Source organism: Rhizobium sp. FG113 (assembly GCF_057809895.1).
The window spans coordinates 544852-560960 of the sequence record NZ_JBMDKV010000001.1 but is presented as its reverse complement, the minus strand read 5'-3'; the positions used below and the strand labels follow the sequence as shown (position 1 = coordinate 560960).

Genomic DNA, 16109 nt, shown 5'->3' with positions numbered 1-16109 from the left:
GGAATTTCATTGGTATGGCGTCCGCGTCCGATCTGCTGCGCATCGAAAATCTGGATATCTCCTTCTCGGTTTTCGGCGACAAACTGCGTGTCGTAAAGAACGCGAATTTGCGCATTTTGCCCGGCAAGGTGACGGCGCTGGTTGGCGAGTCCGGTTCGGGTAAGTCGGTCATCAGCCAGAGCATCATGGGTATCCTGCCCAACCCCGCGCAGGCATCGGGAAGCATTCTCTTCACCGACCCTCTTGATGGTAAAGCCACCGATATCCTGAAATATTCGCGCGACAGCGAAGAGATGCGCGATCTGCGCGGTCGACGTATGGCGACCATTTTCCAGGAGCCGATGACATCGCTGTCGCCACTGCACACGGTTGGCAACCAGATCAGCGAGTCGCTGCTGATCCATACGGACGCGACGAAGAAGGAAGCGCGGCAGAAGACGGAAGAGATGCTCGGCCTCGTCGGCTTCGCCAATCCCAAGCGCACGTTCGACATGTACCCCTTCGAGCTCTCGGGCGGCATGCGTCAACGCGCCATGATCGCCATGGCGCTCATCTGCAACCCAGCCCTGTTGATCGCCGACGAGCCGACCACCGCGCTCGACGTGACGATCCAGGCGCAGATCCTCGAATTGCTGCGCGATCTGCAGCACAAGCTCGGCATGGCGATGCTGCTGATCACCCACGATCTCGGCGTCGTCGCCAACATGGCCGACGAAGTCGTGGTGATCTATCATGGTGAGATCATGGAAGCCGGGCCGGTGGAATCGATCTTCCGCAATCCGCAGCACCCCTATCTCAAGGGCCTGATGGCCGCCGTTCCGCACTTCGACATGAAGGAAGGCGAGCGGCTGAAAGCGCTGCGCGACGTTCCGGTCAATCTCGAATCCCTCGTCGGCAAGAAGAAGGCCAAGGTGGCGGCCGAGGGACCGGAAGTGTTGTTGTCGGTCAATAATCTCACGAAGACCTTCAAGACACGCAACCGCGGCCTGTTCGGCATGCGCGATCACGCGGGCGTCCGCGCTGTCGATGATGTCAGCTTCGATATTCGTCGCGGCGAATGCCTCGGCCTCGTCGGTGAATCCGGCTGCGGCAAGACCACCGTCAGCAAGATCCTGATGCGGGCGATGGCGCCGGACAGCGGCTCGGTGATTTTCAACGACGGCAAGGATGTCGTCGATGTTCTGTCCGTCACAGGGGATGATCTGCAGGAGCTGCGCACCAATATCCAGATGGTCTTTCAGGACCCGGTGTCGTCGCTGTCCCCGCGCATGACTGTGCGCAACATCCTCTCCGAGCCGCTTGAGATCCACGATCGCGGCGACAGCGCGGAGCGCAATCGCAAGGTCGAGGCGCTGATGGGCGCGATCGGGCTGGATAAGCGCTATCTCAACCGCTACCCGCACAGCTTCTCCGGCGGCCAGCGCCAGCGGATCGGGATCGCGCGTGCGTTGGCACTCGGACCGAAGCTCATCATCCTCGACGAGCCCGTCTCGGCACTCGACGTTTCGGTCCAGGCGCAGATCCTCAATCTCCTGAAGGATCTTCAGAAGGAACTCGGGCTCACCTATCTGTTCATTTCGCACAATCTGGCCGTGGTCGATTACATGGCCGACCGTATCGCGGTGATGTGCAAGGGACGCATCGTCGAGATCGCGCCGCGCGAGATCATCCTGCGCGATCCCGTCCACCCCTACACCAAATCGCTCCTGGCAGCCGTCCCCTTCCCCGATCTCGACCGTCCGCTCGACTTCGAGGCGTTGCGCAAGAACGGCGCGGCCGACAAACAGAACTGGGGCGTGACCTTTACCGCCGAGCACGACGACGCATCGGAACTCGACTATGCCGATCTCGGCAACGGGCATTTCGTGCGCGCGCGAAAAGGCGCCGATGCTAGGGAGTTGCGCGCATGGTAACGCGTCGTGGTTTCATCGGTGGACTGGTTGGCGCGGCGATTTCGCCATCACTGGCGAAAGCAGTGGGAGATCGGGATATCGAGCCCGAATTCCTGCGCGACTGGCTGCGTGCAGATCGCATCCCGCCGATGGTGGAGCGCCTGCCGACCCATCCGAGGATCATCAACATGAAGGCCACCGGGCGGCAGCCCGGCGTTTACGGCGGCACCGTGCGCACCATCATCGGCAGCGCGAAAGACATCCGCTACATGACGGTCTACGGCTACTCCAGGCTGATCGGCTACGACACCAAGCTGCAGTTTCAGCCCGACATCCTGATGGGCTTCACCTCGGAAAACGACTCCGTCTTCACCTTCCATTTGCGCGAGGGACATCGCTGGTCCGACGGGTCACCGTTTACGGTGGATGATTTCCGCTACTGGTGGGAAGACGTCATCCTCAACAAGGACCTGACGCCGGGAGGCGGCGCGCTGGAGCTTCGCCCGCATGGCAACCTGCCGCGCTTCGAGGTGCTTGATCCGCTGACCGTGCGCTACACCTGGGATCGGCCGAACCCGAATTTCATGCCGGCGCTTGCCGGCCCGCTGCCGTTGGTCATCTACGGGCCGGGGCATTATCTGAAGCAATTCCACAAGAAGTATCAGGACGACTTTCGTCTGTCCGCGCTGATGAAGCAGAACCGGGTCAAGAAATGGGCCGATCTGCACATCAAGATGTCGCGCGCCTCGCGACCCGAGAATCCCGATCTGCCGTCGCTCGACCCCTGGGTCAACACGACGCCGCCGCCGGCCGAGCAGTTCGTCTTCGTGCGCAATCCGTTCTTCCATCGGATCGACGAGAACGGCGTGCAGCTGCCTTACATCGACCGGTTCATCATGGGTGTCAGCTCGTCCTCTATCATCGCCGCCAAGGCGGGCGCGGGTGAATCCGACCTGCAGGCCACCGGCGTCGACTTCAACGATTACACCTATCTCAAGGACGCCGAAAAGCGCTTCCCCGTGAAGGTCAATCTCTGGAAGCAGGTGCGTGGCTCGCGAGTGGCCTTGCTGCCAAACCTCAACTGCGCCGACGATGTCTGGCGCAAGCTTTTCCGCGAGACGAGCTTCCGGCGCGCGCTTTCGCTCGCGGTCGACAGGCACGAGATCAACATGGTGGCTTTCTACGGCCTCGGCAAACCGAGCGCCGACACCGTTCTGCCGGATAGTCCGCTGTTCAAGCAGGAATATGCCGACGCCTTCATCGCCCATGATCCTGATGAAGCCAACCGCCTGCTCGACGAACTGGGGCTGACCCAGCGCGACAGCGAAGACATCCGCCTGCTGCCGGATGGGCGCCGCGCCGAGATCACGGTGGAAACGGCCGGCGAGAGCAATCTCGATACCGACGTGCTCGAACTGGTGCGCGATCACTGGCGCGAGGTTGGCATTGCGCTCTACACCCGCACCTCGCAACGCGACGTCTTCCGTGACCGCGCCATGAGCGGACGCATCATGATGTCGATCTGGTTCGGCATCGACAATGGCGTGGCGACCGCCGACATGTCGCCCAGCCAGCTGGCGCCGACCATGGACGACCAGCTGCAATGGCCTCTCTGGGGAATGTATCATTTGTCAGCCGGGCAGGCCGGAACGGCGCCTGATCTGCCGGAAGCCGAACAGCTGGTCAGCTTGCTCAGCCATTGGGGCGCGACCTCTCACTTCGAGGAACGCCAGGCGATCTGGCACCAAATGCTGTCGCTCTACACGCAGCAGGTCTTCTCGATCGGATTGATCAACAGTACGCTGCAACCCATTCTGAAATCGGCGAAATTACAGAACGTGCCGGAGCAGGGCCTCTATGGCTTTGACCCGACATCCTATCTCGGCATCTACATGCCAGACACCTTCTGGTTCAAGGAGGCCTGAGCGATGTTGAGATATATCCTCTGGCGCATCGCCGCCATGGTGCCCACGCTGTTCATCATCTCGGCGCTGGTCTTCACCATCATCGAACTGCCGCCTGGCGACTTCTTCGAAAGCCAGATCGCCGAATTGCGCGCGCAGGGCGAGAACGCCAACCTGCAGGAGATCGAGGAACTCAGGAAACAGTACGGTTTCGACAAGCCGGCCGTGGTCCGCTATTTCTACTGGGTCGGCGGCATGCTGCATGGCGACTTCGGCTATTCGTTCGAATACCAACTCCCGGTCTCCGAAGTGGTGGGCGACCGGCTGTGGCTGACCATTCTGGTCTCTTTCGCCACTATCCTTTTGACCTGGCTGATCGCCTTCCCGATCGGCATCTATTCCGCCACCCATCAGTATAGCTGGGGCGACTATGGCCTGACGCTGTTCGGCCTGCTCGGAATCGCCATTCCGAACTTCATGCTGGCGCTGATCCTCATGTATTTCGCCAACATCTGGTTCGGGGTGTCGATCGGCCATTTGATGGACCAGAAATATCTCGCCGAGCCGATGAGCTGGGAGAAAGCCAGATCGATCCTCTCGCATCTGTGGATCCCCGTGATCATCGTCGGCACAGCGGGTACTGCTGGCATGATCCGACGACTTCGCGCCAATCTGCTCGATGAGATGCAGAAGCAATATGTCGTGACTGCGCGCGCCAAGGGCCTTCATCCGCTGCGCGCACTGCTCAAATATCCGCTGCGCATGGCGCTGAACTTCTTCGTCGCCGATATCGGCTCGATCCTGCCTTCGATCATATCGGGCGCGGAAATCGTCGCGATCGTGCTGTCGCTTGAGACCACCGGCCCGATGCTGATCAAGGCGCTGCAGAGCCAGGACATGTATCTCGCCGGCTCGTTCCTGATGTTTCTGGCCTTCCTGAATGTCATCGGCGTGCTGATATCGGACATCGCTCTCGGCTTCCTCGACCCGCGTATTCGCCTGCAAGGCAGGAGCACCAAATAATGTCGCCCTTGCCCCCACCCGGCGCACCGATGCCGCACTATGTCTCGACCGCGCCATTCGACCCGATGGCCACCGAAACGATGACGGCGGCGCAATCGCGCATCCACCTTGCTTCGCAAAAGCAGCTCATGTGGTGGAAATTCAAGCAGCACCGCCTGGCGCTGGCCTCGGCGATCTTCCTGATCGCCGTCTACCTGATGATCATCGTCGTGGAATTCGTGGCGCCCTATGGGCTGCACACCAAGAACGTCGATTTCATCCATTCGCCGCCGCAACGTGTGCACTTTTTCAATGACGGCAAGTTCGTCGGGCCGTTCGTCTATGGCCGCACCATGTCGCTGGATATGGATACGCTGCACCGGCTCTACAGCGACAAGCCTGATGATGTGCAGCCGATCCGCTTCTTCTGCCGCGGCGACGCCTACAAGTTCTGGGGCGTGTTCGATTCGAACCTGCATATGGTCTGCCCTGCCGAGGGCGGACAGATGTTTCTGCTCGGGACCGACCGTCTGGGACGCGACGTGCTTTCGCGCATTCTCTACGGTGCCCGCATCTCGCTGACGATCGGCCTGATCGGCATCTCGATCAGCTTCTGCCTCGGCATCGTCATCGGCGGCCTTGCGGGCTATCGTGGCGGCGTGTTCGACCTGATCGTGCAACGTCTGATCGAAGTGCTGCAATCGCTCCCGAGCCTGCCGCTATGGATGGCGCTGGCGGCGATCATGCCGGTGACGTGGAGCCCCCTCGTCATCTATTTCGGCATCACCATCATTCTCGGCATTATCGACTGGACCGGTCTGGCGCGCGCCGTGCGCTCCAAGCTGCTGGCATTGCGCGAGGAAGATTATGTGCAGGCTGCCCAGCTGATGGGCGCCAGCACTTCGCGCGTGATCGGGCGGCATCTCGTGCCGGGCTTCATGTCGCACCTGATCGCCTCGGCAACAATTTCCATTCCGAGCATGATCCTGGGCGAGACCGCGCTGAGCTTCCTCGGGCTTGGCCTGCGCCCGCCGATTACCAGCTGGGGCATTCTGCTGACGGAAGCCAAGAGCGTAAGTGTTATTGCGTTCTATCCGTGGTTGCTTTTCCCGATTATACCTGTGGTCTTGGTGATTTTGGCGTTCAACTTTCTGGGAGACGGGTTGCGCGATGCGGCTGATCCCTACAAATAACGGCCTGCGGCGATCCACCGTGATCCGTCGCAAGCGTCGTTGAAAGCGGCGGTGCTAGATGATGTATAGCCCGGAAGGAATGTCCATGGCCCGGCGCCTGGAAGACGCACGCATCCTCATGTATAGCCACGACACGTTCGGGCTCGGCCATCTGCGCCGCTGTCGCACTATTGCGCATGCCCTGGTCGAGGATTATCGCGGCCTGAACATCCTGATCATTTCAGGCGCGACGATCGCCGGTGCGTTCGACTATCGCGCCCGCGTCGACTTCGTGAAGGTCCCGAGCGTCATCAAGCTGCGCAACGGCGAATACACGTCGATGGCAAGCCATATCGATCTTCAGGATACGCTGAAGATGCGTGAATCGATCATCCGCCACACGGCCGAGACGTTCCAGCCCGACATCTTCATCGTAGACAAGGAGCCGATGGGACTGAAGGGCGAGGTCGAGGAGACGCTCAACTATCTGAAGGCGCGCGGCACGACACTGGTGCTCGGCCTGCGCGAGATCATGGACGCCCCTCACCTGCTCGACGCCGAGTGGAAGAAGAACGGCGTGATGCAGAAGATCGATCAATATTACGATTCGATCTGGGTCTATGGCCCGCCTGATTTCTACGACCCGCTTGTCGGCCTCGATGTGCCCGCCAGTGTTCGGCGCAAGATGGACTTCGTCGGCTTTCTGCAGCGCAGCGTTTCGGCCAACAAGACCTCGATCAATGCCCGCAGCGACGATTATATTCTCGTCACGACAGGCGGCGGCGGCGATGGCTCCGATCTGGTCCACGACGTAATGAATGCCTACGAGCAGGACCCAACCTTGCAGCAGAAAGCGCTGGTCGTGCTCGGCCCCTATATGCCTGCTGCCGAACGCACGACGCTGGTCCAGAAGGGGTCGAAGATCCCCTATATCCAGGTGATCGAGTTCGACAACAACATGGAAGAACTGATCGCGGGTGCTGCCGGCGTTGTGGCGATGGGCGGCTACAACACCTATTGCGAAATCCTCTCCTTCGACAAGCCGGCGCTGATCGTGCCCCGCGTCAAGCCGCGTGAGGAGCAGTTGTTGCGCGCGCAACGCGCCAGCGACCTCGGCCTCGTCGAGATGCTCCTGCCGGAAGCGTCGGCCGACGCCGCCGTCATGGCAGACGCGCTGAAGCGCCTGCCACACCGCCAGCCGCCCTCGATGAGCGGCTCCAACATGCGGCTTGAGGGCCTCAACCATATCTCCGAGACAGTCGGCAGCTGGCTCGACAACCGTGGCCGCCACCTTTCCGTCGTCGGCGCCGAGTGAAAGTCGTATCATTGCCGCCACGCCGGAAATTGCTTGTCGTCTTGAAGGGCTACCCACGCCTTTCGGAAACCTTCATCGCGCAGGAATTGCTGGGGCTAGAGAAGGCCGGGTTCGACCTGACCCTGATCTCCATGCGCCGCCCAACCGACAAGAAGCGCCATCCCGTCCATGACGAGATCAAGGCGCGGGTCGTCTACCTGCCGGAATATCTGCACGAAGAGCCGGTGCGTGTGCTGAAGGGGCTATTCGCCAGCTTAAGGAAGCCGGGCTTCGGCGCGCTGATGAAGCGCTTCTTCAAGGATCTGCCGCGAGATATCTCGCGCAATCGCTTTCGCCGGCTCGGCCAGGCCATGGTGCTCGCCCATGAATGGCCCGACGGCGGAGAGTGGTTGCACGCGCATTTCATCCACACGCCCGCCTCCGTCACAGAATATGCGAGCCTTTTGACCGGCGTGCCGTGGACTTGCTCGGCACATGCCAAGGACATCTGGACATCGCCCGACTGGGAGCTGACCGAAAAGCTTTCCAGCGCCCGCTGGGCCGTGACCTGCACCCGAAACGGCTACCAGCACATGCGCACGCTGACACCACGCAAGGATGCGGTGCATCTCAGCTATCACGGCCTCGATCTCGCGCGCTTCGGCCATTTCGCCGGCAAGCGATCCGGCCAGGATGGCAGCGACCCGACGAAACCCGTCTTTCTGCTCAGCGTCGGGCGCGCGGTGGAGAAGAAGGGCTACGACACCTTGCTGCGTGCGCTTGCGCTCCTGCCCAGCGATCTGAACTGGCGTTTCGAGCATATCGGCGGCGGTGATGAGCTGGCCAAGCTGAAGGCGCTGGCGAGCGAACTCAAGCTCTCCGAGCGCATCACCTGGAAGGGCGCGCTCGCCCAGGAAGAAGTCCTCGATCACTACCGCCGCGCCGACCTCTTCGCTCTCGCCTGCCGCATCGCGGCCAATGGCGATCGTGACGGATTGCCGAACGTTCTCGTCGAGGCATCCAGCCAGCGTCTGCCTTGTATCTCAACCTCGGTATCCGGCGTGCCGGAGCTGCTGGTTGATGGCGAAAATGGCCTGCTGGTCGAACCCGATAATCCCCAGGCGCTGGCGAAGGCGCTTGAGGCAGCCATTCGCGATCCCGTCTTGCGGCAAAGGTTGGGCGACGCCGCCGAGATGCGCGTGCGCAGCCACTTCGACTACAATGCCAGCATCGTTCAGCTCAGCCAGCTGTTCCAACAGGAGTGGCAGAAAGCATCATGAGCGCTCCGAAGGTTTTCTTTTACGTTCAGCACCTGCTCGGCATCGGCCACATCGCGCGCGCAAGCCGCATCGCCAATGCCCTGCAGAATGACGGCTTCGATGTCACCGTCGTGACCGGCGGCCTGCCCGTCGCGGGCTTCCCGGCGGCGAGCTTGAAGACGGTGGCATTGCCGCCGGTGGTGGCCAGCAACGCCGGCTTCTCCGGCCTCGCAGATGAACGCGGCATTGCGGTCGACCAGGATTTCCTCGACCGCCGCCGCGATCTGCTGCTGCAGGCGTTTCACGATGCGCGCCCCGACGTCGTCATTATCGAGGCTTTTCCGTTTGGGCGCAGGCAGATGCGTTTCGAGCTTCTGCCTTTGATCGAAGCGATCGAAACGTCGAACCCGCGACCGAAGCTGTTGAGCTCGGTGCGCGACATCTTGCAGGAGAACCGCAAGGCTGGGCGCGACGCCGAAACCGTCGGTCTGGTGCGGGCGCATTTCGATGGCGTGCTCGTTCACGGCGACCCCGATTTCGTCCGGCTCGAAGACACATTCCCGCTGACGGCGGATATCGCCGACAAGGTCTCCTACACCGGGATCGTTGCGCCGCCTCCGCCTGAGCAGGCATCGGAGACGTTCGACATCATCGCCTCCGCCGGCGGCGGCGCGGTTGGGATGGAGCTGTTGAACGCAGCCGGTGAAGCCGCGAAGATGCTGCCGATCGATCTGCGTTGGCTGCTGATCAGCGGCCCGAACCTGCCGGAGGCGGATTTCGCGGCGCTGTCGCAAGCGATCCCGTCCAATGTCACGCTCGTCCGGTTCCGAAAGGATTTCCCCTCGCTGCTTGGCGCCGCGCGCGTGTCCATTTCGCAGGCTGGCTACAACACAGTGGGCGACCTCATGCGGACCGATTGCCGGCCGATCCTGATCCCGTTCGTCGCGGGCGGGGAGACGGAGCAGACCGTCAGGGCCGAGCGCCTTGCCATGCTGGGATTGGCAGAGTTGCTGCCTGAAAAAGGGTTGACGGCGGATCATGTGGCGGCGGCGGTGAGTGCAGCACTTGCGGCCCCAAAGCGCACCACCAGCATTGATATCGACCTTGAAGGCGCGAGACGAACGGCCGAAATCATTCGCGCTATGCTCGCGTGAAACTCTCGCCCTTTATGAAAATCATGTGATATAAAACAGACTCTCGCGTGAATCGGTGTCCAGCAATACACGTCGCTTCGCGTTGTTTTTATTGAGCGATCCGGTAGCATGATCCTGTTCTCGGTACCACCGCCCTCTCGTGCAGGATTGATGTCTCAAATTTTCCAGACAATCGACGGTTAGCAATGGAAAAAAGCCTCGCGCGCTACATCTGGTCGAACACGCGGCTGCAGCAGCTTTGGATTCTGGCGGTCGTCGCGCTCTCTATGGTGCCCTACTTCCTGTCGTTCGACCTGCCCAAGCAGATCGTCAACGGACCTATTCAGGGCTCCGGCTTCGAGGGTGAAGGCGCCACGCAGACCTTCATGCATCTGTCCTACACGTTTCCGTTGATCGGAAAGGTGGAGATCTTCCAGGGCATCCAGCTCGGGCGCGAGCAGATGCTGATGGCGCTCAGCCTGGTTTTCCTGGCGCTCGTGGTGCTCAACGGTCTCTTCAAGTTTTACATCAACACCTACAAGGGCCGGCTCGGCGAGCGCATGCTGCGGCGTATCCGCTTTCAGCTGATCGACCGTGTTCTGCGCTTCCCGCCCAATCACTTCAAGCGCGTGAAGTCCGCTGAAATCGCCACCATGATCAAGGACGAAGTGGAGCCCATGGGCGGCTTCACCGGGGATGCCTTCGTCTCGCCCGCCCTACTCGGCGGCCAGGCGCTGACGGCCCTCGCCTTCATCATCGTGCAGAACTTCTGGCTGGGCATGATCGCGGCTGCGATCGTCGGTGTTCAGGCCGTCGTCATTCCCCGCATGCGCAAGCGACTGTTGGAACTCGGCCGCCAGCGCCAGCTGACGGCGCGCGAGCTTTCCGGCCGCGTCGGCGAGATCGTCGACGGCATCGGCACGATCCACGGCAACGACACATCGAACCTCGAACGTGCTGACATCGCCGCGCGCCTCGGTCTCATCTTCTCGATCCGCTACGATCTTTATCAGTGGAAGTTCCTGGTCAAGTTCTTGAACAACTTCCTGGCGCAGGTAACGCCGTTCCTGTTCTACGCGATCGGCGGTTATTTGGCGCTCCAAGGCCGGCTTGATATCGGGCAGCTGGTGGCCGTCATCAGCGCCTACAAGGATCTTCCGGGCCCGCTGAAGGAACTGATCGACTGGGACCAGATGCGCCAGGACGTGCAGGTCAAGTACCAGCAGGTCTACGAGCAGTTCAATGTCGAGCCGCTGATCGACGACAGCATCCACAAGGTCGCCATAGAAGATGTCGCGGCCTTGGCTGCACCGATCGTCGTGACCAACCTTGCCGTCAGCGACGACAGCGGCGCCAAGCTGATCGATCACGTCTCGGTCGAAATCAAGCCGAACGAGACGGTGGCTGTCGTTGGGCCCAATTCGAGCGGCGCGGAAGCATTTGCCGAGGCGCTCGGCCGCGTGGTCTGGCCCAACTCGGGCCGTATCACCATCGACGGAAAGGACCTGCTGGAACTGCCGGAATCGGTTTCGGGCCGCCGGATTTCCTATGCCTCGTCCGATCTCTACTTCTTCCAGGGAACGCTGCGCGACAACCTTCTTTATGGCCTGAAGCACGCGCCGCTGAAGGATCCCGAATACGACGAGCAGACGGCCCAGGAAGCGAAATGGCATGCCGCCGAAGCGATCAAGGCCGGCAACCCGACGCTCGATCCGAACAGCGACTGGGTGGACTACCGCGCGGCCGGCGCCACCGGTCCAGGCGATATCCTGACGGCCATGCGCCCGGCTCTCGACGCCGTGCTGATCACCGAGGACATTCTCGACCTCGCGCTGCGCTCGACTGTCGACACGCACGTCCACACCAAGCTTGCCGAACATATCGTCGATCTGCGCGCCGCGCTGCGCGAAAAGATGCAGCAGTCGGAACTCGGCAATATCGTCGTTCCCTTCGACTTCGATAGCTACAACGCGCAGGCGACCGTCGGCGAGAACCTGCTTTTTGGCTCCATGAAGCGGCCGATTATGAACAACAGGCGCCTGGCGGCGCATCCTTATTTCCAGACACTCTTCCGGGAAACGGGACTGAGCAACGACCTCTACGCCATGGGCCTGGAGATCGCCGAGAATGCGGTCGAACTCTTCCACGACCTGCCGCCGGACCACCCATTCTTCCAGCAGCTGACTTTCATGACGGCGGACGACATTCCGACCTATCAGGCGCTGTTGCAGAAGCTGAGCAGCCGGAAGTTCGACGACGCGACGCCGGAAGAGCGCTCGGCCATCATCCGCCTGAGCTTCGCCTATATCGAACCTCGCCACCGCTTCGGCCTCCTGACCGACGAGTTGACGGCCAAGATCGTCAGCGCGCGCAAGCAGTTCCATGAGAATATTCCGGATGATCTCGCCGCCGTCATCGAGCGCTACGACCCCGAGCACTTCATCTCGTCGGCGAGCCTGATGGATAATGTTCTGTTCGGCCGCATCGCCTACCAGCGCGCCGACGCGTCGGAAAGCATCCGGTCGATCATGGTCGGCCTCTTCGAAACGCTCGATCTCTTCGACGACGTCCTGTCGATCGGTCTTGAGTTCGACGTCGGCTCCGGCGGCAAGCGATTGACGATGGTTCAGCGCCAGAAGCTGAACCTGGCAAGAACGCTGCTCCGGCGTTCGGACTACATCATTCTCAACCGGCCGCTGTCGGCGCTGGACCAGCGCGTGCAGGACCAGATCACCAACAACCTCGTCAACGAGCTGCATCACGAGGGCGAGCGACCGGCGATCGTCTGGGTTCTTTCGAACGCCAGACTGGCCGCCCTTTTCGATCGGATCCTGCTTTTCGACCGAGGAAGCCTGGTCGAGGCCGGCAATTTTCCGGAACTTTCCGAACAGAACGGGATGTTCAAGGAACTGTTATCGTAATATTCTACAGGGGCTACAAAAGTGACGTCCTGCCAAAAAGGACGCACGTCATTCTAGCAAGCGTGCCACGAGCGCGCAGGGAGAAAATAAGCTCATGCTGCTTAGAGACGAAGTCGAGATGCTACGGCGCGTGCCGATCTTTTCACGGATTGCACCAGCCAAGCTCAAACTTTTGGCCTTCACCTCGGACCGCATGACATATAGCGCCGGTCAGGATCTGTTCCGGCAAGGCGACCCAGGGGACGCAGCCTATGTGGTGCTCTCGGGGACAGCCGACATTCTCGTTCGCTCTCCGGCCGGCGACATCAAGGTCGCCGATGTCGATCCCAATTCGATCGTCGGTGAGATCGCGATCCTCTGCGACGTCTCACGTACCGCAACCGTTCGCGCCACGTCGGCGCTTGAAGTGCTGCGGATCAGCAAGGAGCATTTCCTCAAGCTGTTGAGCGATTTTCCCGAGATGGCCGTCGAGATCATGCGCGTCCTCGCGGACCGCCTGAACCACACGACCGCCGAACTGACCGCCGCCCGCGCTGCAAAGAAGCCGGAGCCGGTGAACTAGGCCACCTCTTTCAGCCTATACGGAAACGCAAAAAGCCCGCCCGAACGTCAGTTCAGGCGGGCTTTCTTTGTTGCGCCAATCAATCAGTCACGCTGCTCGAGCGCGCGGCTGAAGGCCAGGGCGGCCAGCGTACAGATGGCACCCGACAGCAGGTAGTAGCCAACGAAGGTCAGGCCGAAGCGGCTGGACAGGCTGAGTGCCACGAGCGGCGCGAAGCCGGCGCCGACGAGCCACGCCAGGTCGGACGTGAACGCCGCGCCTGTGTAGCGGTATCCCCGGCCGAAGCGCGACGAGATGGAACCCGTGGCCTGGCCGAAGGACAGGCCGAGGACGCCGAAGCCGATGATCACGAAGGCATCGTGGCCATTCGACCCCGAGCCCAGCATGATCGGGCCGACGAAGCTGAAGATCGCAATCAGCACCGCGCAAACCGCGAGCTGCCCGCGCCGACCGATACGGTCGGCCATCAGGCCCGACGCGATGATCGCCAAGATGCCGACCATGGCACCGACGGTCTGCACCAGCATGAAGGCGCCGATCGGCTGGTCGCCGTAGAGGCTCATCCAGCCCAGCGGGAAGATCGTGACGAGGTGGAACATCGCGAAGCTTGCCAGCGGCACGAAGGCGCCGATCAGAATATCGCGACCGTGGATGCGCACGACATCGCGAATCGGGGCGGCTTCGAGCTCGTGCTGTTCCAGCGCCGTGCCGAATTCCGTCGTCATCACCAGGCGCAGCCGCGCGAAGAGCGCGACGACGTTGATGGCGAAAGCGACGAAGAACGGATAGCGCCAGCCCCAGCTGAGGAAGTCCTCCGACGACAGATTGGCGACGAAATAGCCGAACAGCAGGCTCGCCAGCGCAAAGCCGATGGGCGCGCCGAGCTGCGGGATCATCGCGTACCATCCGCGGTGATTCTTCGGCGCGTTCAGCGCCAGAAGTGACGCCAGGCCATCCCATGCGCCACCGAGCGCGAAGCCCTGCCCCAATCGGAACAGCGCCAGAAGCGCAATCGACCAGACGCCGATCTCATTGTAGCCCGGCAGAAACGCGATGGATGCCGTGGATCCACCGAGCAGGAAAAGGGCGATGGTGAGCTTTGTGCCGCGGCCATACAGGCGGTCGATCGTCATGAAGACCACCGAGCCAACGGGACGTGCCAAGAATGCAAGCGAAAAGATTGCAAAGGAATAAAGTGTTGCTGTCAACCTGTCCGGCGCGAACGGAAAGACAAGTTGCGGAAAGACCAGCACCGAGGCCAGCCCGTAGACGAAGAAATCAAAGAATTCGGATGTGCGTCCAATGACGACACCGATTGCAATGCTGCCCGGCGAAACCGGCTTATCAGCATGAATTTGTCTTGCGTCACGTTCCATCGACGTAGACGAAGGACCATAGTTAGTCACAGTAGCCATATTCAAAACGCCTCCCTCGTTAAGACGCTTGCGGCAAAGCGTCTCAGGTAAGATTTTGAACTAACTGTCGTGCTTATCAAGGGTGGAATGCAGAAATAGTTTATGACCGCCTTCGAAAATTAGCGCCGCGTGAAGAAATGTGCGCGTGAGCGCTAAAATAAGACCCTGAACGGTGGTCGAAGGGCCGTTCGGGGATATATAGTTGCACGAATGCGGCGGCGTGCAAAAAATGCCTCTTTTCGCCGCTTCAAGTTTTTGACATCGCACGCGCTCCGTCGTATCCCGCACTGCGGCAATTCTGCTGCGCTGCGACCAAACACCTCATGTTGCTACAAGTTATAGTGCTTTAGTCGTGGATCGGACGAAACAAAAAGAGCAATAACGACGTGCAAAAGCTGTCAAAGTTTTCCCGCCATCTCGTCATTCTGCCGCTGTTTTTCATGCTCGCAGGATGTAACCTGGTGGTCATGTCGCCTTCCGGCGATATCGCCATGCAACAGCGAGACCTGATCATCGTATCAGTCCTGCTGATGCTGTTGATCATCATCCCGGTGATTTGTCTGACGCTGTTCTTCGCCTGGCGCTACCGCCAGTCGAACACCTCCGCCACGTACGATCCGGAATGGCATCATTCCACGCGTCTCGAAGTGGTCATCTGGTCCGCTCCGCTCGCGATCATCATCGTGCTTGGTGCGATCACCTGGATCACCACGCACAAGCTCGATCCGTATCGTCCGCTCGACCGCATCGATGCGGAACGCACGATTCCCGCCGACGTAAAGCCCCTGACCGTCCAGGTCGTCGCTCTCGACTGGAAATGGCTGTTCTTCTACCCGGAACTGGGCATCGCAACCGTCAACGAACTGGCGGCTCCGGTCGACGTTCCGATCAACTTCGAGATCACCGCGTCGTCCGTGATGAACTCGTTCTATATCCCCGCACTCGCTGGCCAGATCTACGCGATGCCCGGCATGCAGACCAAGCTGCACGCTGTCATCAACAAGGAAGGCGTGTACGACGGTTTCTCCGCGAACTATAGCGGCGCCGGCTTCTCCCACATGCGCTTCAAGTTCCATGGCATGAACCAGCAGGGCTTCGAAAGCTGGGTGGCTCAGGTCAAGAACCAGGGCACCGCGCTGAACCGCGACGCCTATCTCAAGCTCGAACGTCCGAGCGAGCGCGAGCCGGTTCGCTACTTCGCCACCGCCGACAAGGATCTCTACACCGCGATCCTGAACATGTGCGCCACCCCCGGCAAAATGTGCATGAGCGAAATGATGCACATCGACATGATGGGCGGCGCCGGCAAGGAAAGCCACGAGAATCGCGACAAGCTGAAATTCGATGGTGAGCCGATCGACGGCATCCACCTTCCCGAACCAGCTGCCGCAGGCGATGCCCCCGCCCATGGCGCCGACAACATGGAAAACATGCCCGGCATGACCATGTCCGGTACGACCATGCAGCACGACGGCCATACCATGCCGTCGTCCGACGCGAGCGCGCCTGCTGCGACCAAATAATTCAACCTGGCGCTTTGCGTCTAAAAGACACC

11 protein-coding genes are annotated in these 16109 nt (G+C 60.8%); 10 read left to right on the top strand and 1 reads right to left on the bottom strand.

Annotated elements, in window-relative coordinates; translation table 11 throughout:
* Positions 1-14: 14 nt before the first annotated feature.
* From ACODTZ_RS02280 to ACODTZ_RS02240, 9 genes are all read left to right on the top strand, one after another.
* Positions 15-1913 carry an ABC transporter ATP-binding protein gene (locus ACODTZ_RS02280; protein WP_489023414.1) on the top strand — a complete coding sequence of 633 codons (1899 nt, stop codon included), beginning with the start codon at positions 15-17 and terminating at the stop codon, positions 1911-1913.
* Entirely contained in the window at positions 1907-3817 is a 1911-nt protein-coding gene (locus ACODTZ_RS02275; RefSeq protein WP_489023413.1) for an ABC transporter substrate-binding protein, read from the top strand. Before ACODTZ_RS02280 ends, ACODTZ_RS02275 begins: the two co-directional genes overlap by 7 nt.
* Positions 3818-3820: 3 nt before the next feature.
* Positions 3821-4819: an ABC transporter permease gene (locus tag ACODTZ_RS02270; RefSeq protein ID WP_047504155.1), complete on the top strand. Its 999-nt coding sequence runs from the start codon at positions 3821-3823 to the stop codon at positions 4817-4819.
* Positions 4819-5991, top strand: a complete 1173-nt coding sequence (locus ACODTZ_RS02265; protein ID WP_489023411.1) for an ABC transporter permease — start codon at positions 4819-4821, stop codon at positions 5989-5991. The genes ACODTZ_RS02270 and ACODTZ_RS02265 overlap by 1 nt, the downstream gene beginning before the upstream one ends.
* An 85-nt stretch (positions 5992-6076) precedes the next feature.
* Positions 6077-7285: a glycosyltransferase family protein gene (locus ACODTZ_RS02260; protein WP_047504158.1), complete on the top strand. Its 1209-nt coding sequence runs from the start codon at positions 6077-6079 to the stop codon at positions 7283-7285.
* A gap of 11 nt (positions 7286-7296) precedes the next feature.
* Positions 7297-8544, top strand: a complete 1248-nt coding sequence (locus ACODTZ_RS02255; RefSeq protein ID WP_489024762.1) for a glycosyltransferase family 4 protein — start codon at positions 7297-7299, stop codon at positions 8542-8544.
* Positions 8541-9677: a glycosyltransferase family protein gene (locus ACODTZ_RS02250; protein ID WP_489023409.1), complete on the top strand. Its 1137-nt coding sequence runs from the start codon at positions 8541-8543 to the stop codon at positions 9675-9677. Before ACODTZ_RS02255 ends, ACODTZ_RS02250 begins: the two co-directional genes overlap by 4 nt.
* Positions 9678-9862: 185 nt before the next feature.
* Positions 9863-12577: an ABC transporter ATP-binding protein gene (locus tag ACODTZ_RS02245; protein ID WP_112435220.1), complete on the top strand. Its 2715-nt coding sequence runs from the start codon at positions 9863-9865 to the stop codon at positions 12575-12577.
* A 94-nt stretch (positions 12578-12671) separates the two neighbouring features.
* Positions 12672-13139: a cyclic nucleotide-binding domain-containing protein gene (locus ACODTZ_RS02240; protein WP_018901196.1), complete on the top strand. Its 468-nt coding sequence runs from the start codon at positions 12672-12674 to the stop codon at positions 13137-13139.
* 83 nt (positions 13140-13222) lie between these two features.
* Here the strand turns inward: ACODTZ_RS02240 and ACODTZ_RS02235 are convergent, their stop codons facing one another.
* Positions 13223-14554, bottom strand: coding sequence for an MFS transporter (locus ACODTZ_RS02235; RefSeq protein ID WP_112435221.1), 1332 nt, complete (start codon positions 14552-14554; stop codon positions 13223-13225).
* Between the two features lie 386 nt (positions 14555-14940).
* Between ACODTZ_RS02235 and cyoA the strand changes: the two genes are divergently transcribed.
* Complete coding sequence (cyoA, locus tag ACODTZ_RS02230) at positions 14941-16077, top strand: ubiquinol oxidase subunit II (RefSeq protein ID WP_112435222.1); 1137 nt, start codon at positions 14941-14943, stop codon at positions 16075-16077.
* Positions 16078-16109: the final 32 nt, after the last annotated feature.